Below are 17,785 nucleotides of genomic sequence, written 5' to 3'. Positions count from 1 at the left end.
TGCTCAAGCCTTGCTCAAGGTGATGGTCGCGCCATACGGCGGCAACGTGGCAGTGAGATCCTGCGCCGCCTCGATCCAGGTGGCCCCATCGGGAACCGCCACATCGATCCGCAACGGCAGCGACGCATCGCCGACGCGCACCTGCTCGCCGTCGGCCACGCCCAGCCGCGCCGCTTCATTCGCGTTCACGCGAACGGCAGGCGCCCGGTTGAGCGGATGCGCGTTCAGGGCCGTCGCACGGCGCAACACAGCATCGCTGCGATAGATGGGCCAGGTGGCGACGCGAGTCAGCCCCGCCGGGGCGTTGGCGCGCGAGGCCATGCCCTCGCGTGCAACCACCGCACGCTCGGTGATGCCATTGCGCAGGCCGGCGATATCGTCGAACTCGAAACCGGCCAGCTGCAGCGAGCCGCCCAGCGCACGCAATGCCTTCCAGCCCGGTCGCGCCTGCCCCGGTGCCTTGGCGCCGGCGATCACTCCCTGGGCCAGGCCATCGACATTGACCAGGGTGGCGTCGATCTCGGGCAGCAGGCCAATCGGCAGGATCACGTCCGCCACCTCGCGCAACGCGTCGCTGGCGAAGGCGCTGAACGCCACCACCTGCTCCGCTGCGCGCAGTGCCCTCAGCACCGCGGCGCCATCCGCGAAATCGTGCGGCGGCTCGACGCCATACAGGAGATAGCTCTTGCGCGGCTGCGCCAGCATCGCCTGCGCATCCAGCCCGCCATTGCCCGGCACCACGCCGAGGCGCGCCAGGCCCACCGCATTGGCACCCACCGGCAACTCGTTGTAGCCCGCGCCGGTGGCATCGGCGATGAAACGTGCAATCGCGCGCAACCACGACGCCTGCGGATGAGTCACCGCCGCCTCACCCAGGATCACCACCGCTGCGCCCGACTTCAGCGCGGCGATCGCGTCGCTGTCGCCCTGGTCGCTGCTCGCGCCCTGGATCGCGCCAGCCAGCGCTGCGGGAGCCGAGGCACCCGCGTCCACCGCCGCCCGCGCCAGGGCCAGCAAGGCGCCGACCAGTTCGTGCGGCGCGGCGATCGCTTCGCCGGCCAGCTTGTAGTTGAAATCGAAATGCACCGGGTTGACCGCATAGACCCGGGCGCCCTTCTTCACCGCCTGATGCAGGCGGTGATTGAGCAGCGGCAGTTCAAGGCGCAGGTTCGAGCCGACCAGCAGGGCCGCCTTGACCTGCTCCACCTGGGCCACCGGCGTACCGAACGTGGTGGCCACGGCGTTGTCGGCGAAATCGAGCTGGCGCAGGCGGTGGTCGACGTGGGCGCTGCCCAAGCCGCGCGCCAGGCGCATCAGCAGGTCGCCCTCCTCGTTCGAGGTGGCCGGATGCACCAGCACGCCCAGCTCGCTGCCGGGCGACTTCTTCAGCGCCTCACCGGCGAACGCCAGCGCGTCTTCCCAGGTAGTCGACTGCCATTGGCCGTCGCGCTTCACCTGCGGCTCGCCGAGGCGATCGTCCGCGTACAGGCCCTGATGGCTGTAGCGGTCGCGATCGGACAGCCAGCACTCGTTGACCGCCTCGTTGTCGCGCGGCACCGTGCGCAGCACCTCGCCGCGACGCGTGTGCAGCCACAGGTTGGAACCCAGCGCGTCGTGGTAGCCGATGGACGGCTTGGCGATCAGCTCCCAGGCACGTGCCTTGAACTGGAACGGCTTGTTGGTCAGCGCACCGACCGGGCACACGTCGATGATGTTGCCGGACAGCTCCGTTTCCACCGTCTTGCCGATGTAGGTGCCGATCTGCAGGTTCTCGCCGCGGCTCATGCCGCCGAGCTCGAACGTGCCGGCGATCTCGCTGGTGAACCGCACGCAGCGCGTGCAGTGGATGCAGCGGGTCATCTCGGTGGCCACCAGCGGACCGATGTCCTCGTCGGCCACGGTGCGCTTGCGCTCGGTGAAGCGCGACACGCTACGGCCGAAGCCCAGTGCCACGTCCTGCAGCTCGCACTCGCCGCCCTGGTCGCAGATGGGGCAGTCCAGCGGATGGTTGATCAGCAGGAATTCCATCACGTCGCGCTGGTACTGCAGGGCGAGCTTGGAACGGGTCTGCACCTTCATGCCGTCGGTCACCGGCGTGGCGCATGCCGGCAGGCCCTTGGGCACCGGGCGGCCGCCCATTTCCACCTCGACCATGCACATGCGGCAGTTCGCGGCCACGGGCAGCTTGCGGTGGTAGCAGAAGCGCGGAATCGTGATGCCGACCGTATCGGCCGCCTCGATGATCATGGCGTTCTTGCGGATCTGGACCGGCTTGCCGTCAATCTCGATGCTGACCAGGTCGGGCGCGTTGTTGGTTGGCTGCGCACTCATGCCGTCACTTCCTCGCGAGAATCCACTATCGAGTGACCGTGCTGCACGAAGTACTCGAATTCGTTCCAGAACCGGTTCAGGAAGCCCTGCACCGGCCACGCCGCCGCCTCGCCGAACGCGCAGATGGTGTGGCCTTCGATCTGCCCGGCGATCGCCTTGAGGCGATGCAGGTCCTCTTGCGTACCCTTGCCTTCCACGATGCGGGTCAGCACGCGGTACATCCAGCCGGTACCCTCGCGGCACGGCGTGCACTGGCCGCACGACTCCGCCTTGTAGAAGCGCGAGATGCGATGGCAGACCCGGACCATGCAGGTGGTCTCGTCCATCACGATGACGGCGCCGGAGCCCAGGCCCGAGCCGGCCTTCTGCAGGCAGTCGTAGTCCATCGTGCTTTCCAGCATGACGTCGGCCGGCAGCACCTTCATCGACGAGCCGCCGGGAATCACCGCTTTCAGCTTGTGCCCGTTGCGCACGCCGCCGGCCATTTCCAGCAGGTCCTTGAACGGCGTACCCAGTCGGATCTCGTAGTTGCCCGGCCGGTTGACGTGGCCGGACACCGAGAAGATCTTCGGCCCGCCATTGTTCGGCTTGCCCAGGTTGAGGAACCAGTCCGCGCCGTTGCGGATGATGGCCGGCACGGAGGCGTAGGTTTCGGTGTTGTTGATGGTGGTGGGCTTGCCGTACAGGCCGAAGTTGGCCGGGAACGGCGGCTTGAAGCGCGGCATGCCCTTCTTGCCTTCCAGCGACTCCATCATCGCGGTCTCTTCGCCGCAGATGTAGGCGCCAGCGCCCAGCGCGGCATGGATGTCCACGTCCAGACCCGTGCCCTGCACGTTCTTGCCCAGCAGGCCGGCAGCGTAGGCTTCGGCCAGCGCGGCCTCGAAATGCTCGAACGGCTCGTGGTGGAACTCGCCGCGCAGGTAGTTGTAGGCCACCGTGGTGCCGGTGCAGTAGCAGGCAATGGCCAGGCCCTCGATCACCGCATGCGGGTTGTAGCGCAGGATGTCGCGGTCCTTGGCGGTGCCCGGCTCGGATTCGTCCGAGTTGCACAGGATGTACTTCTGCATGTCACCCTTGGGCATGAAGGACCACTTCAGCCCGGTCGGGAAGCCCGCGCCGCCACGGCCGCGCAGGCTGCTCTTCTTGATTTCCTCGATCAGCGAGGCCGGGTCGGGTTTCTCGGCGAGGATCTTGCGCCACGCCTTGTAGCCATCGACCTGCTCGTAGCTCGCCATCGCCCACGGCTTGTCGAAATGCAAGGTGGTGTAGACGACCTGGTGTTCCTGCGGTGCGGGTCCGACGGCCATCAGTGCGCCTCCCCTGCGTGCCCGTGATCGGGACCATCGACCGTCAGGCCGTCGAGGATGGCGTCCAGCTTCTCGATGGTGAGCCGCTCGTGGTAATGGCCGTTGACCGTGGCCGCCGGCGCGTAGACGCAGGCGGCGATGCATTCTTCTTCGTTCTTCAGGTACACGCGTCCGTCCGCGGTGCTTTCGCCGAGCTTGATGCCGAGCTTCTGCTCGCAATGGCGCACCAGCTCCTCGGCGCCGTTCAGCCAGCACGAGATGTTGGTGCAGATCGCCACGTTGTTGCGCGCCACCGGTTTGGTTTCCAGCATCGAGTAGAAGCTGGCCACCTCGTAGGCCCAGATCGCCGGCACGTCCAGGTACCTGGCCACGGCAGTGATCAGCTCATCGTTGAGGAAGCCGCGGTTCTGCTCCTGCGCGCCGAACAGCGCCTGGATCAGCGCCGACCGCTTGCGGTCGGGCGGAAACTTGGCCACCCACTTGTCGATGTGGTGACGCGTTTGCTCGGTCAGCACGACCGTCGGATCGACGTGCCTGACCTGCTCGAAATGTCCGGTGGCTTTCATGGGTTGAACTCCGGGATTCGGGATTCGGGATTCGGGATTCGCAAAGAACCCGTCCCGCTGTCGGCGAACCTCGATGCAATGTGAAATTTGCGGCAATAACGACGGATGGAATTCAGCGCGCGAAACACCTCTCCGCCACAAGCGACTTGAGCGAATCCCGAATCCCGAATCCCGAATCCCGTCTTCATCATCGATCCACCTCGCCGAACACGAGGTCGCAGGTGCCGATCATGGCCACGACGTCGGCGAGCATGTGGCCGCGCACGACGGTGTCCATGGATGAGAGGTGGGCAAAGCCCGGGGCGCGCAGGTGCACGCGGAACGGCTTGTTGGCGCCGTCTGACACCAGGTAGCAGCCAAATTCGCCCTTGGGCGCCTCGACCGCGCAGTAGGTTTCGCCGGCCGGTACGCAATAGCCTTCGGTAAACAGCTTGAAGTGATGGATGAGGGCTTCCATGTCCTCCTTCATCTCGACCCGCGACGGCGGCGCGACCTTGAAATTCTTCACCATCACCGGGCCGGGATTGGCCTTCAGCCACTGCACGCACTGGCGGATGATGCGGTTGGACTGGCGCATCTCCTCGACGCGGCACAGGTAGCGATCGTAGCAGTCGCCGTTGACGCCTACCGGGATGTCGAAATCCATCTCGGCATATTTCGCGTAGGGCTGCTTCTTGCGCAGGTCCCACTCCACACCCGAGCCGCGCAGCATCACGCCGGTCATGCCCCATTGCTGGGCCAGTTCCGGGGAGATCACGCCGATGCCGACGGTACGCTGCTTCCAGATGCGGTTGGTGGTGAGCAGCTCCTCGTATTCGTCGACCTTGGTCGGGAAATCCGCCGTGAAGGCGTCGAGGTAGTCCAGCATCGAACCCTCGCGCCAGCTGTTGATGCGCTTGAGGTCGCTGCCCTTGTGCCACGGCGATTCGCGGTACTGCGACATCTGCGCCGGCAGGTCGCGATAGACACCGCCGGGGCGGTAATACGTGGCGTGCATGCGCGCGCCCGACACCGCCTCGTAGACGTCCATCAGCTCCTCGCGCTCGCGGAACGCGTACAGGAACACCGCCATCGCGCCCAGGTCGAGCCCATTCGAACCGATCCACATCAGGTGGTTCAGGATGCGGGTGATCTCGTCGAACATGGTGCGGATGTACTGCGCGCGCACCGGCGCCTCGATGCCCAGCAGGGTCTCGATGGCGCGCACGTAGGCGTGCTCGTTGCACATCATCGACACGTAGTCGAGACGATCCATGTAGCCGATGGACTGGTTGAACGGCTTGGACTCGGCCAGCTTCTCGGTGCCCCGGTGCAGCAGGCCGATGTGCGGATCGGCGCGGACGATGGTCTCGCCGTCCATCTCCAGCACCAGGCGCAGCACGCCGTGCGCGGCCGGATGCTGCGGGCCGAAGTTCATCGTGTAGTTGCGGATTTCCTGCATGACTTTTCCCCGCGCCTCAGTTGTCGCGCCAGTGGTCGGCGGCTTCGGCCCGCGCCTGCATCAGGTCGGCGTCGTCGCGGATGGTGCGCGGCACCAGCACGCGCGGCTCGATCGATACCGGCTCGTAGATCACCCGCTTCTGCTCGGGGTCGTAGCGCACTTCCACGTTGCCGATCAGCGGGAAATCCTTGCGGAACGGATGGCCCACGAAACCGTAGTCGGTGAGGATGCGGCGCAGGTCCTGGTGGCCATCGAAGATGATGCCGTACAGGTCGAACGCCTCGCGCTCGAACCAGTTCACCGACGGCCACACCAGGGTGAGCGACGGCAGCATCGGCATGCTGTCGTCGTCGCAGAACACGCGCAGGCGCAGGCGGCGGTTGTGCTCGATCGAGAGCAGATGGATCACGGCGGCGAAGCGGCGCGGATGGTTGTTGTCGCGCGGGCGCTCGGCCCAGTTGAAGCGGCCCATCGCCTGGCCTTCCACGCCACGCGAGAAACCGGTGCCGGACACCGATTCGGTGTCCCACTCGGTCTGGCCGTAGCCGAGGTAATCGATACCGCAGAGGTCGATCAACTCACTGAAACGGAACGCGGGCTCGTCGCGCAGCGCGGTGGCCACGGCGATCAGGTCGGCGGCGGCGAGCTCGGCGGTGGTCTCGTTGCGGATGGAACTGAGGGTGAGCGTGTCGCCGAAGCGGGCGGCGAGCTGGTCGGACAATGAGGTCGCGGATGTGTCGGTCATGTCGGAGCCTACGAACGCGCGATGGTGCTGGTGCGGCGGATCTTCTTCTGCAATTGCAGGATGCCGTGGATCAGCGCTTCGGCCGTGGGCGGGCAACCGGGCACGTAGATGTCCACCGGCACGATGCGGTCGCACCCGCGCACCACGGAATACGAATAGTGGTAGTAGCCGCCGCCGTTGGCGCAGCTGCCCATCGAGATCACCCACTTCGGATCGGGCATCTGGTCGTAGACCTTGCGCAGCGCCGGGGCCATCTTGTTGACCAGGGTGCCGGCCACGATCATCACGTCGGACTGGCGCGGGCTGGGGCGGAAGATCACGCCGTAGCGGTCCAGATCCAGCCGCGAGGCGCCGGCATGCATCATTTCCACCGCGCAGCAGGCCAGGCCGAACGTCATCGGCCACATCGAGCCGGTGCGCGCCCAGTTCATCAGCGCATCGACGCTGGTGGTGGCAAAGCCGCGCTGCACCACCGGGTTGTCACCGGCCGGGCGCAGGATGTCGTCGACCAGGTTCAGCGGCTGCGGGTTGTGCATCACCCCGCTGACGGTATCCATCATTCCCATTCCAGTGCTCCCTTCTTCCACACATAGGCAAAGCCGATCACCAGCAGCAGCAGGAACAGGCCCATCTCGATCAGCGCGATCAAGCCGATCTGCTTGAACACCACCGCCCACGGAAACAGGAAGGCGATTTCCAGATCGAAGATGATGAACAGGATGGCGAGCAGGTAATAGCGCACGTCGAAGCGCATGCGGGCATCCTCGAACGCCTCGAAACCGCATTCGTACGGCGCCAGCTTCTCGGCTTCGGGACGGCGCGGGCCGGCCAGCAGGCCAACCGCCAGCAGCACCAGCCCGAGGCCGGTGGCGACGCCGATGAACAACAGGACAGGCCAATATTCGGCAAGCACGGTGCAACGTACCTCCGCGCCAAAGGGCGCATCAGTGACCGCGGGGAGACGGTCCGGCGACTTCCATTCGACAGGCCGCGGGGGCCATGGGCTGCTCAGCCACGTCCGCGGATGGCTCCGCTGGCGCTCGACGTTTCGCGAAGCGAGTCCGCGAATCCGGCCATTGTATCAGCGCGCATGGGGCGCGGGACAAGCCTTGACGACATGCCGCCCGATCTGCCGCAGCCAGGCGAAGCTGTCGAAGCGAAGACGTGATGCCTGCGCGGCCGCGAACGGTCACATGGTGTTGGTGGGGCGTTCGGAATTGAGCGTGCCGGCCAGGATGTTCTCGATCCGGCTGCGCGCGGCTTCCGCATCGCTGGATTCGTTGAAGTGGATGCCGATGCCCGCCGCGCGGTTGCCCTGCGCCCCGGCCGGGCTGATCCAGACCACCTTGCCCACCACGGACAGGCGCTCGCTCTCGTCGGCCAGGGTCACCAGCAACACCACCTCGTCGCCCAGCGCATAGACGTGCTCGCTGGGCGCGAACAGGCCGCCGTGCTTCAGAAAGGGCATGTACGCGCTGTACAGCGACGCGGCGTCCTTGATCTTCAACGAGATGATGCCCTGACGGGCGGCCACGGGTTTCATGCTGGACTCCTGGATGGCGGTTGCACCGCCCGCTCGATGCCTGATGGTAGATGCTGCCGGGCGCTCGCACCACCGCGGACGGTCAGCGCCCCATGCGCGGCTGCGCCGCCTGCTGGCTGCGCCGCTCGCTGGCCAGCCGCGCCCACGATGCGGGCGGGGTCCACGCCGCCACCCAGGCGGGCACCGCGTCGGACGGCATGGGGCGGGAGATGGAAAAACCCTGCAGCTGGTGGCAACCCAGCGAGGCGAGCAGGTCGGCCTGGTCCGGCGTCTCGACGCCTTCGGCGATCACGGTCTTGGCCAGCATGCGCGCGGTGGTGATGACGCCCGCGGCGATCGCCACGTTGCGCTCGTCGCTCAGGATCTCGCGCACGAAGCTCTGGTCGAGCTTGATGTGTTCGATGTCCAGCTTCTGGATGTGGCTCAGCGATGCGGTGCCGGTACCGAAATCGTCCAGGCCGACGCGAATGCCGCGGCGGCGGCACTCCTCGATGACCACCTTGGCGCGGGCATGGTCCATGGTCGGGCCGGTCTCGGTCACCTCGATGCCGAAGCCCACGTCCATCACCCCCGGGTAGGTGTCCAGCGCCGTGTCGATATCGGCGAAAAACGCCGGATGCAGCAGGTGCCGGGTGCTGATGTTGATGGAGACCGGAATCGAGACGCCCAGACGCATCCAGGCCTGGCACTGCTTCAGCGCCTCGTCCAGCACATGGCGGCCGATGGGACGGGCCAGTTGCGGGTCATCCAGCACATGCATGAACTGCGCGGGCTCGATCAAGCCGTCCTCGCCATCGCGCAAGCGCAGCAGCGCTTCCATCCCGGCCACGCCCTGCAGGCCGGGAAGCCCGTCGATGTAGACGATCGGCTGGAACAGCAACTGCAGCCGCGACTGCAGCAACGCCTGCGCCATCCGTTCGCGCATCGCCTGCAGGCGCAGCTGCTCCTGCTCCATCGCCGGCTCGTACAGCAGGCCGCGATCCTTGCCCTCCTCCTTGGCCGCGTACATGGCCATGTCCGCATGGCGCAGCAGGCCCTCGGCGTCCGATGCGTCCAGCGGGTAGAGCGTCCACCCGATGCTGGCCGAAAGGTAGATCTGCTCCCCCAGCAGATCGAAAGGCGCGCGCAGCGCCTGCAGGATGCAGCGGCTGATCGCGTCGAGCTGCTCCTTGCTGTCCAGCCCCGATATGACCAGCCCGAACTCATCGCCACCGAAGCGGGCCAGCACGTCGGCCTCGCGCAGCAGCGCGCCGACGCGCGAGGAGGCCTCCGCCAGCACGTGGTCGCCGCCGGCATGCCCGACGCTGTCGTTGACGCTCTTGAAGCGGTCCAGGTCGAGCACACCCACCGCGATCAGCGAGCGCTGTCTGGTCGCCAGCGCACGCCCCTGCTCCAGCCGCTCGAACAGCAGGCGCCGGTTGGGCAACCCGGTCACCACGTCATAGAAGGCCAGCCGTTCGACCCGTGCCTCGTACATCTTGCGCTCGGTGATCTCGTGCTGGTGCCAGATGCGCCCGTTGGGCCGGCCATGCGTGCGGATCGGGGTGAAGTCGCGCAGAAAGATGCGTTCCCCGGCGATCTGCACTTCGTCGCCCCGGACCGCTTCGCCCCGGGCCACGATCTCGCGGATGCGCGCCCATTCCTGGTCCGGGTCGGCATACGCCGAGCGCATGCGCTCGTACAGGCTTTCCGCCGACATGTGCTCGAGCGCGACGGGTGAATCGGTGATCCCGAACAGGGCGCAGAATGCCTCGTTCGCCAGGACCACGTGGTTGTCCTCGGACATCACCAGCACGCCGGTGTACTGGCTGGACAACACCGCCCTGACGTACGCCGCACTGAACGTCAGGTCGGGCCTGGGCAGCTGCCGCACCGGGTGCGTGCCGTGGGCATGCAGGGCCTGCCCCAGCTCCGCGGCGATCTGCGAAAACACCTGCACGTCCACCCCGACGAACGCATCGGCCTGGCGGGCGCCGACGACAAGGACACCGTCGATGGCGTGGTTCCGGTACAGGGGCAGGGCCAGCAGCGAGCCGACGTGGGCGAGAGGTGCTTCCCACGGATCCCCGGCGGCGGCTTGGGCGTCGGGGTGGAGGGCGAGCTTTGCGCTGTCGATGGCCGTTCTCGCGACGCCGGCGAGCCGGCCGGGCGCGGCAAGGTCGATGGCGCTATCGGCATCCCACGTCAGCCCCGCCGCGGCGCGCAACCGCAGTGCGCCGCGCGCATCGCGCAACGCGACCAGCGCCACCGAACCCTCGTCGGAACCTGCCGCCAGGCGGCAGACGTCACCGAGCATCGCCGACTCGTCGGCGTGGGCCTGGATGGCCTTGACCACATCGCTCAGCAGGCCCAGCGCGCGGCGCTGCCGGGCATCGTCATCGAACGCGGGATCGCGCTCCGCCAGCGCCACCGGCAAAGCGGTCGCTGCTGGCATCAGATGCTGGTCCCCGTCGCGCATGCTTGTAGTCCGGGCGAATGGACGGCACCGGCAGTCCCGTTTGCCCGTCGCCCGCCCCTCTGCGAACAGCGGTGGGCAGGATGCTTCGGTCGCAAATCAGGGGCTCCAGCGCACCCTGTAGCGATACACGCTAACGGGGTGCCCCCGGCGTGTAAAGCGTTTGATCCGGCGCTGCGTCACAGTTCACACCAGCCCCAATGATCGAATATCCAGGGCGAACGAACCGCCAGCGCCAGATGCGCAAATCGCGGAGAAGCCGCCTCCCCGTGCCGTGGCGACAGGCGATATCCACCCGGGTCGTCGCGCTGAAGCGGCGCCTCGTGCCAACGCCAGGTGCGGGCACCGGCGGCGTCGACCAGGCTGAGCCGCAGCCATGGATGCAGCGCTACCGGCGGCCGCCAGGGCAGACCGCCGCCGGGCGCGGCGCCGGGCCCGGAAACGGCGAAAAACCGTTCCGCCCGGTCGGCAAAACGCCGCATCCTGCCCCCGCCCAGCGCCAGCTGGCTGCCATGCGCCGACAGCGCAAACCGCTTTGCCGCCTGCTCCGCCGGCGATCCTTGCAACTCAAGCACGGGTGGGGCGCACTCCGAGCCATGCACCATGTAGGTCAGCAAGGCGGGAACACGGGGAAGTTGGGCCAGCGCCAGCCGAACCAGCACGTGCGCGGCGCCATGGTCGGGGTGACGATCCCCCAGCGCGGGCGCCACCACGAGGTCCGGGCCGAACGCGCCGATGGCGGAGGCCAATGCGGAGGCGGCGGCCCGGGGCGCGGAAAGCAGGCGGGAGGTCACTCCCAGATCGGGCCAGTGCAGCTGCTGCAGCGCGGCGGGCGGGAGGCCGAGGCGCTGCATCGCCTGCAGCAGTTCGACATGCCGCCGTTCGCCCCAGCGGCGGCGCCCGGCGGCGTCGATGCGCAGGCGCCGCTCCAGCCAGCGTTGCGGCCAGGGATTGTTGTCGCCGTCGGTCAACAGCACGATGCCAACCTCGCCGCCCGCCGCACGCACCTGCTGGATCAGCAGACCGTTGGCGATGGTCTCGTCGTCGGGATGCGGTGCCACGACCAGCAGGCGCGTGTGCGCCGAAAAACGTGTCGGCGCGTCCGCCGCCGGGCGCTCGGCGGACGACGTCGTCACCGCCACGCCGCCAGCAATTCCAGCAACAGCAGATCGTCGCGCAAGGGGCCGCGCAAGGCCTGGCGGGTGCGGTTGGCGGCGGTGTACCACTGCGCCAGCGCTTCGGCATCCATGGCGCTCGACAGCGGCGGTTCCTGCCGGTCGGCGCGTGATTTCATTTCATCGGCGGCGGCCTGCGCGGCAAACCACAGCCGCTGCGCCGGCTCGTCGTCCAGCCAGCGCCTGACCACGTCGGCCGTCTGCCCGCGTCCGGCCGCCAGCGCGGCCAGATCCTTGCGCACCTCGCGACGGCGGTCGAGCGCGCCCTGCGCCGTCCAGTCGCGCGCCAGCCCCGGGTTGCCGCCAGCCGCTTGCAGCGCGGTGGCCGCATCAGTGACACCTTCGGCCTGCAGCCAGGCCAAGGCCTGCTCGGACGCCGGCAGGTGGAACTCGATGCGCTGGCAGCGGCTGCGGATGGTTTGCGGCAATTGCCAGGGCGCATCGGCCAGCAGCACCAGCATGGTCTGCGCGGCGGGCTCCTCCAGCGTCTTCAGCAGGGCGTTGGCCGCCGCCGGGTTCATCGCATCGGACGGATCGATGACCGCCACCTGCCAGCCGCCGAACTGGCTGCTCAAGGCCAGCCGCGCGGACAGGTCGCGAATCTGCTCGACCACGATCTCGCTGCGCTGCACGCCATCCTTGCGCAGGCCGTAGGTCAACTTGACGATATCCGGGTGGCTGCCCGCTGCCAGCAGCAGGCAGGCGCGGCAATGGCCACAGGCGTCGCCGGTGGCCTCATCCGGCTGTTCGCACAGCAATGCGTGGACAAACCGCTGCGCGAACGCGCGCTTGCCCAATCCGGTCGGCCCACACAGCAAGAGCGCATGGGGCAGCGCGCCACGCGCGCGCCGCGCCTGCAGGCGCAGCCAGTGCTCGGCATGCCATGGCAGGGCGCTCATGCGCCTGGGCTCCGGGGCAATTCGGCCACCGCGTCGATGGCGTCGCCAAGGACGTCCGCCGGCGATCGGGTCGCATCGATGACCTTGAACCGCGCCGGTTCCGCGGCGGCGCGCTCGCGGTAGGCGGCGCGCACCCGCTCGAAGAAGCCGTCCGCCTCGATCTCGATGCGGTCAGGCGCGCTGCGCCCGGCGGCGCGGGCGCGACCGGTGGCCACGGGGAGGTCGAGCAGCAGGGTCAGGTCCGGCGTCACGCCGGCGCAGGCCCACTGCTCCAGTGCGGCAATGCGCTGCACGGGTTGGCCGCGGCCGCCGCCCTGGTAAGCGTAGCTGGCGTCGGCGAAGCGGTCGCACAGTACCCATTGGCCGGCCGCCAGCGCCGGCTCGATCCGCTCGCGCACCAGCTGCGCGCGCGAGGCAAACATCAGCAGCAATTCGGTTTCGGCCGCCAGGCCGCGGTGGCGTGGATCGAGCACGATGGCGCGCACCGCTTCGCCCAGCTCGGTGCCGCCGGGTTCGCGCGTCTGCACCAGCGTGATGCCCTGCTGCTCGATCCACGCGCGCAGCCCGGCCAGCAAGGTGCTCTTGCCGGCGCCCTCGCCGCCTTCGAGGCTGATGAACCGGCCGCGTGCCGGCGATGATGGCGCCTTCATAAGCAGCGCTTCCGTTGATAGCAGTCGACCTTGCGATTGTGTTCGGCCAGCGTGCTGGAAAACACGTGGCCGCCATCACCGCGCGCCACGAAATAGAGCGCGTCGCCGGCGGCCGGGTGCATGGTCGCCTGCAACGCGGCCTTGCCCGGCAGCGCGATCGGCGTCGGCGGCAAGCCGGGGCGGGTGTAGGTGTTGTAGGGCGTGTCGGTGGTCAGGTCGCTGCGGCGGATATTGCCGTCGTAACGCGCGCCCATGCCGTAGATCACGGTGGGGTCGGTCTGCAGCAGCATGTGGTTGCGCAATCGGCGCACGAACACGCCGGCAATCTTCGCCCGCTCGTCCGGCAGGCCGGTTTCCTTCTCCACGATCGAGGCGAGGATCAGTGCCTCGTAGGGCGTGGCCAGCGGCAGGTCGGGGTCGCGCCCGGCCCACAGGCTGGCCAGCGTGCTGACCATCGCCTGGTGCGCGCGGCGCAGGATGTCCAGGTCGCGGTCGCCTTTCACGTAGGCATAGGTCTCGGGCAGGAAACGGCCCTCCGGGTTCTCCCCCGCCGCGCCGATGCGCTGCATCACGGCCGCGTCGTCCAGGCCGGCGCTGTCGTGCTTCAGTTTCTGCGCGCGCGCCAGCGCCTGGCGCAATTCATGAAACGTCCAGCCATCGACGATGGTGAAGTTGCGCTGCAATACCCGGCCTGCCGCCATGTTGGCCAGCAATGTCCGCGGGGTGATGCCCGGGGTCAGCGCGTACTCGCCGGCGTGCAGCTTCCCCGCCACCCGCATCTGTTCGGCCAGCGCCCGCCAGTACAGCGGGTGGGCGCGGGTGACGCCGTGCCGGCGCAGGTCCGCCACGATTGTCCTGAAACTGCTGCCACGGGCGATGTCGATGCTGTCGCCGCTGGCAGTGACGTGCAACGGCATGCGGCTGAAGCGGCTGAAATCGCGCCAGCCCCAGGCGGCAGCGGCGACCAGCGCCAGCATCGCAAGCCATATCAGACCGCGCGCCAGCGCGCGACCGCGGGTTCGAGGCTGTTTCATGCCGCGTGCTCCATCGCAAATCCCAACTGCCGCCAGTGCCCTTGCCATTGCCGGGTGACCGGGCCAGGCGTCCAGCGCCACCCGTCCAGCGACTGTACCGGTACCACGCCGCGCACGCTGGAGCTGAGAAAAACCTCGCTGGCGCGGTGCAGATCCGGCAAACGCATGTCGCGCTCCCTGGCGCCTGCGGCGCAGGCCAGGATTTCCGCACGCGCCACGCCGGCCACGCCGCAGCGCTGCAGCGACGGCGTGGCCAGTTCGCCGTCGATCACGGCGAACAGGTTGGCCATGGTCGCCGACACCAGCCGGCCGTCGCCATCGCACAACAGGCCCTCGGCGATCGCCGGATCGCTCCATTCCGCGCGGGCCAGTACCTGTTCCAGCCGGTTGAGGTGTTTCATGCCTGCCAGCTGCGGTTGCTCGGCCAGACGCAGCGTGCACATCCGCGTGCGCACGCCGTGTGCATGCGCGGCGGCATCCATCGGCGGCGGCGGGAAAGCCGCCACGACGCGCGTGGGCGTGGCGACCGTGGGCGGCGAGTAGCCGCGTTCGCCCACGCCGCGGGTCCAGGCGATGCGTACCACCGCATGCGCCATGGATTCGCTCACCTGCCGTGCCTCGCGCAGGAGCTGCGCGGTATCGGGCAGCGGCAGCTGCAGGCGATGGCAACTGTCGGCAAGCCGCTGCATGTGCCGCTCCCACAATGGCGCGCGCTCGCCCACGAAGCGGATGCTTTCGAACAGCCCGTCGCCATACGAAAAGCCGCGGTCGGCGGCGGCCACCACCGCCGACACGACGCCGTTGACCAGCATGCGGCTCGCCATCAGTCCGGCACGCCCAGCGCGCGCAGCAGGCCGCGCGCCTTGGCGCGGGTTTCCTCCAGCTCCAGCGCGGCCACCGAATCGACCACGATGCCGGCGCCGGCGCGCAGGCTGGCCTGCGTGCCGCTCAAGGTCAGCGTGCGGATCAGGATGTTCAAGTCGAGCTCGCCATGTCGATCGAGATAACCCAGCGCGCCGGTATAGGCGCCGCGCGGCGCCTGTTCCAGCGCGGCGATGATTTCCATGCAACGCACCTTGGGGCAGCCCGTGATGGTACCGCCGGGGAAAGTGGCTGCAATCACCTCGCCCGGCGTCACCCCGGCACGCAAGCGGCCGCGCACGTTGGACACGATGTGGTGGACATGGGCATAGCTTTCCACCGCCATCAGCTCATCCACCTCGACCGTGCCCGGCACGCAGACGCGGCCCAGGTCGTTGCGCTCCAGGTCGATCAGCATGACGTGCTCGGCGCGTTCCTTCGGGTGGTCGCTCAGCTCGCGGATGCGGATGGCGTCGTCGTCGCCCGGCGTGCGCGGCCGCGTGCCGGCGATGGGCCGCGTCTGGGCCCGACCGTCGCGCACTTCCACCAGGCGCTCGGGCGACGAGCTGACCAGCGCCCATCCCGGCTGCTGCAGCAAGCCGGCGAACGGTGCCGGGTTGGCCCGGCGCAACGCGGCATACAACGACGCGGCCGCGGGCGGCTGCGCGTAGCGGGCGCGCCATTCGCGCGACAGGTTCACCTGGAAGATGTCGCCGTCGCGCAAGTGCTGGTGGATGCGCGCCACGCCCGCCAGGAAGCGCTGCGGATCGTCCTCCTCGCACGAGATCGGCAGCGGTGCGGCATCGACCGCCAAGGGTGTGTCGAGGTCGGCCTGCATCGCGTCGAGCAGTGCCTCGTTGCCGGGCTCTGCCACCAGCGTGGTGCAGCCGAGCTGGTGGTCGACGATGATCGCGGCCGGGCAGCGCACCGCCCATGCCTGCGGCAGCGATGGCGATGGCTGCAATGACAACGTGGGTTCGATCTGGGCGGCCAGCTCGTACGCCAGCATCAACACCCATCCGCCGTGGAACGGCAGGTCGTCCGCCGGGCGGTCTGGCAACCGCTCGTTCTTCCAGGCGACATCGAGCGCGTCAAGGAAACGGCCGTCCAGCAGATGCCCGCCATCGTCGCGCAGCGAACCATCCGCATGCAGGGTCAGGGACTCGCGGGGAAACGCGAACAGGATGTCGTAACGCGCCTGCCGCGTGCCGTGCAGGACGCTTTCGAGCAGGCAGGGATAACGCTGCGGAAAGGCTGCGGCGGGCGCGAGCAGGTCGCGCTCGCCGGGCAGCAGGCGGCGGAGACAGGTCACGCTCAGGCGCGGCGGAAAACCAGCGAGCCGTTGGTGCCGCCAAAGCCGAACGAGTTGGACATGGCGACGTCGATGCTGGCCTTCTCCGCCTGGTTCGGCACCAGATCCATGCCCAGCGCGGCAACCTCCGGATCGACGTCCACCAGGTTCATCGTCGGCGGCAACACGCCCTCGCGCAGCGCCATGATCGAGAAGATCGCCTCCACGCCGCCGGCGGCGCCAAGCAGGTGGCCGGTCACCGACTTGGTGGAGCTGACCGCGAACTTGCCCTTCTGCGTGGCGTGTTCGCCGAAGACGCTGCGGATGGCCTTGGCCTCGCCGAGATCACCCACCGGGGTTGATGTGCCGTGCGCGTTGACGTACTGCACGTCGGACGGCGGCAGGTGCGCATCGTGCAGTGCGTTGCGCATGGCCAGTTCGGCACCGTCGCCGCTCGGCGCGGTGATGTGGTACGCGTCGCCGCTCATGCCGAAACCGATCAGCTCGGCGAGGATGTCGGCGCCGCGCGCCTTGGCGAACTCGTACTCCTCGAGCATCAGCATGCCCGCGCCGTTGGACAGCAGGAAGCCGTCGCGGCCGACGTCCCACGGACGGCTGGCGTGGGTGGGATCGTCGTTGCGGGTGGACATCGCCTTGGCCGAACAGAAGCCCGCCATCGCCGTGGGCGTGGTGGCGAACTCGGAGCCGCCGGCCAGCATCGCGTCGGCATCACCGTACTGGATCAACCGCATCGCCATGCCGATGTTGTGCGCGGCCGTGGTGCAGGCCGATACCAGCGCGATGTTGGGGCCCTTGATGCCGTGGTAGATCGACAGGTTGCCGGCCACCATGTTGATGATCGAGCTGGGCACGTAGAACGGCGAAACCTTGCGCGGGCCCTTTTCGGCCAGCTCCAGCGCGGTCGACTCGATGGTGTGCAGGCCGCCGATGCCGGCGCCCGCGGCGATGCCGACGCGGGCGGCATTGCGCTCGTCGATCACCAGACCGGACTGGCGCAACGCATGCGTGCCGGCCACGATGCCGTAGTGGATGAACGGGTCCATCCGCTTGAAGTCCTTGGCGATCGCGCGGCGCTCGTCGTCCGGCGCGTCGGTGCCGGCGAAATAGGCGTCGACCGGATCGAAATCACGGACCTCGCCCGCGATGCGCGTGGCGTAGGCACTGGCATCGAAGCTGGTCACCGGACCGATGCCGCTGCGACCCTCGACGACGTTCTGCCAAGCGGTGGCGATGTCGTTGCCGACCGGCGAAACGATGCCCATGCCGGTCACTACCACTCGTCGCTTGCTCATGCTGTTTTCCTTCATGGTCGCGGGGCACTGCCGCTCGTGGTCGGACGTTGCGCACACCGCGGGGACCGCGCCCGCCTCCCGCTGCGCCAGTCGCGCACCATACGGGATCGGACGTTACAAAACGCAGAAACGAAAACTGCGCCAGAAGGCGCAGCGTTCGCTATCACCACGACG

The 17,785-nt window shown here is 68.3% G+C and carries 16 protein-coding genes; all 16 read right to left on the bottom strand.

Annotation, left to right across the window (positions count from 1 at the left end):
- Window positions 1-3: 3 nt before the first annotated feature.
- The 16 genes from nuoG to fabF all read right to left on the bottom strand — a co-directional run bounded on the left by nuoG (window position 4) and on the right by fabF (window position 17,611).
- The gene (gene nuoG, locus ABD017_RS02070) at window positions 4-2,331 is read right to left on the bottom strand and encodes an NADH-quinone oxidoreductase subunit NuoG (protein WP_343879639.1); all 2,328 of its coding nucleotides are present in this window, start codon (window positions 2,329-2,331) and stop codon (window positions 4-6) included.
- Window positions 2,328-3,638, bottom strand: a complete 1,311-nt coding sequence (gene nuoF / locus ABD017_RS02065) for an NADH-quinone oxidoreductase subunit NuoF (RefSeq protein WP_343879637.1) — start codon at window positions 3,636-3,638, stop codon at window positions 2,328-2,330. The genes nuoG and nuoF overlap by 4 nt, the downstream gene beginning before the upstream one ends.
- Window positions 3,638-4,204: an NADH-quinone oxidoreductase subunit NuoE gene (nuoE, locus tag ABD017_RS02060; RefSeq protein ID WP_343879635.1), complete on the bottom strand. Its 567-nt coding sequence runs from the start codon at window positions 4,202-4,204 to the stop codon at window positions 3,638-3,640. The genes nuoF and nuoE overlap by 1 nt, the downstream gene beginning before the upstream one ends.
- Window positions 4,205-4,391: 187 nt before the next feature.
- On the bottom strand, window positions 4,392-5,645 hold the full coding sequence (locus ABD017_RS02055; RefSeq protein ID WP_343879633.1) for an NADH-quinone oxidoreductase subunit D: 1,254 nt from the start codon (window positions 5,643-5,645) through the stop codon (window positions 4,392-4,394).
- 16 nt (window positions 5,646-5,661) lie between these two features.
- Window positions 5,662-6,390: an NADH-quinone oxidoreductase subunit C gene (locus ABD017_RS02050; protein WP_343879632.1), complete on the bottom strand. Its 729-nt coding sequence runs from the start codon at window positions 6,388-6,390 to the stop codon at window positions 5,662-5,664.
- A gap of 8 nt (window positions 6,391-6,398) precedes the next feature.
- On the bottom strand, window positions 6,399-6,956 hold the full coding sequence (locus tag ABD017_RS02045; RefSeq protein ID WP_343879631.1) for a NuoB/complex I 20 kDa subunit family protein: 558 nt from the start codon (window positions 6,954-6,956) through the stop codon (window positions 6,399-6,401).
- The gene (locus ABD017_RS02040; protein ID WP_007081798.1) at window positions 6,947-7,303 is read right to left on the bottom strand and encodes an NADH-quinone oxidoreductase subunit A; all 357 of its coding nucleotides are present in this window, start codon (window positions 7,301-7,303) and stop codon (window positions 6,947-6,949) included. The genes ABD017_RS02045 and ABD017_RS02040 overlap by 10 nt, the downstream gene beginning before the upstream one ends.
- Before the next feature lie 276 nt (window positions 7,304-7,579).
- Window positions 7,580-7,933 carry a PilZ domain-containing protein gene (locus ABD017_RS02035; protein WP_343879629.1) on the bottom strand — a complete coding sequence of 118 codons (354 nt, stop codon included), beginning with the start codon at window positions 7,931-7,933 and terminating at the stop codon, window positions 7,580-7,582.
- Window positions 7,934-8,015: 82 nt separating this feature from the next.
- Window positions 8,016-10,367 carry a putative bifunctional diguanylate cyclase/phosphodiesterase gene (locus ABD017_RS02030; protein WP_343879628.1) on the bottom strand — a complete coding sequence of 784 codons (2,352 nt, stop codon included), beginning with the start codon at window positions 10,365-10,367 and terminating at the stop codon, window positions 8,016-8,018.
- Between the two features lie 200 nt (window positions 10,368-10,567).
- A complete protein-coding gene (locus ABD017_RS02025) occupies window positions 10,568-11,530 on the bottom strand; it encodes a PIG-L deacetylase family protein (RefSeq protein WP_343879627.1) in 963 nt (320 codons plus the stop codon).
- Window positions 11,521-12,462, bottom strand: coding sequence for a DNA polymerase III subunit delta' (holB, locus tag ABD017_RS02020; protein WP_343879625.1), 942 nt, complete (start codon window positions 12,460-12,462; stop codon window positions 11,521-11,523). The genes ABD017_RS02025 and holB overlap by 10 nt, the downstream gene beginning before the upstream one ends.
- Window positions 12,459-13,112 carry a dTMP kinase gene (tmk, locus tag ABD017_RS02015; protein ID WP_343879624.1) on the bottom strand — a complete coding sequence of 218 codons (654 nt, stop codon included), beginning with the start codon at window positions 13,110-13,112 and terminating at the stop codon, window positions 12,459-12,461. Before tmk ends, holB begins: the two co-directional genes overlap by 4 nt.
- The gene (mltG, locus tag ABD017_RS02010) at window positions 13,109-14,146 is read right to left on the bottom strand and encodes an endolytic transglycosylase MltG (RefSeq protein ID WP_343879623.1); all 1,038 of its coding nucleotides are present in this window, start codon (window positions 14,144-14,146) and stop codon (window positions 13,109-13,111) included. Before mltG ends, tmk begins: the two co-directional genes overlap by 4 nt.
- A complete protein-coding gene (gene pabC / locus ABD017_RS02005; protein WP_343879622.1) occupies window positions 14,143-14,970 on the bottom strand; it encodes an aminodeoxychorismate lyase in 828 nt (275 codons plus the stop codon). The genes mltG and pabC overlap by 4 nt, the downstream gene beginning before the upstream one ends.
- Entirely contained in the window at window positions 14,970-16,319 is a 1,350-nt protein-coding gene (locus ABD017_RS02000) for an aminodeoxychorismate synthase component I (RefSeq protein ID WP_343879621.1), read from the bottom strand. The genes pabC and ABD017_RS02000 overlap by 1 nt, the downstream gene beginning before the upstream one ends.
- A 2-nt stretch (window positions 16,320-16,321) precedes the next feature.
- Window positions 16,322-17,611, bottom strand: coding sequence for a beta-ketoacyl-ACP synthase II (gene fabF / locus ABD017_RS01995; RefSeq protein WP_343879620.1), 1,290 nt, complete (start codon window positions 17,609-17,611; stop codon window positions 16,322-16,324).
- Window positions 17,612-17,785: the final 174 nt, after the last annotated feature.

Source organism: Rhodanobacter caeni (genome assembly GCF_039523575.1).
Classification (GTDB): domain Bacteria; phylum Pseudomonadota; class Gammaproteobacteria; order Xanthomonadales; family Rhodanobacteraceae; genus Rhodanobacter; species Rhodanobacter caeni.
Note: the sequence above shows the minus strand (reverse complement) of the source record. Positions and strands in the feature narration are given on the sequence as shown.

Bases quoted from the DNA above. Each gene is read 5' to 3' on its own strand.
- ABD017_RS02050 (WP_343879632.1), bottom strand. From the start codon at position 6,390: ATGACCGACACATCCGCGACCTCATTGTCCGACCAGCTCGCCGCCCGC.
- ABD017_RS02030 (WP_343879628.1), bottom strand. From the start codon at position 10,367: ATGCCAGCAGCGACCGCTTTGCCGGTGGCGCTGGCGGAGCGCGATCCC.
- nuoF (WP_343879637.1), bottom strand. From the start codon at position 3,638: ATGGCCGTCGGACCCGCACCGCAGGAACACCAGGTCGTCTACACCACC.
- ABD017_RS02055 (WP_343879633.1), bottom strand. From the start codon at position 5,645: ATGCAGGAAATCCGCAACTACACGATGAACTTCGGCCCGCAGCATCCG.
- fabF (WP_343879620.1), bottom strand. From the start codon at position 17,611: ATGAGCAAGCGACGAGTGGTAGTGACCGGCATGGGCATCGTTTCGCCG.
- tmk (WP_343879624.1), bottom strand. From the start codon at position 13,112: ATGAAGGCGCCATCATCGCCGGCACGCGGCCGGTTCATCAGCCTCGAA.
- mltG (WP_343879623.1), bottom strand. From the start codon at position 14,146: ATGAAACAGCCTCGAACCCGCGGTCGCGCGCTGGCGCGCGGTCTGATA.
- nuoE (WP_343879635.1), bottom strand. From the start codon at position 4,204: ATGAAAGCCACCGGACATTTCGAGCAGGTCAGGCACGTCGATCCGACG.
- ABD017_RS02045 (WP_343879631.1), bottom strand. From the start codon at position 6,956: ATGGGAATGATGGATACCGTCAGCGGGGTGATGCACAACCCGCAGCCG.
- pabC (WP_343879622.1), bottom strand. From the start codon at position 14,970: ATGGCGAGCCGCATGCTGGTCAACGGCGTCGTGTCGGCGGTGGTGGCC.
- holB (WP_343879625.1), bottom strand. From the start codon at position 12,462: ATGAGCGCCCTGCCATGGCATGCCGAGCACTGGCTGCGCCTGCAGGCG.
- ABD017_RS02035 (WP_343879629.1), bottom strand. From the start codon at position 7,933: ATGAAACCCGTGGCCGCCCGTCAGGGCATCATCTCGTTGAAGATCAAG.
- nuoG (WP_343879639.1), bottom strand. From the start codon at position 2,331: ATGAGTGCGCAGCCAACCAACAACGCGCCCGACCTGGTCAGCATCGAG.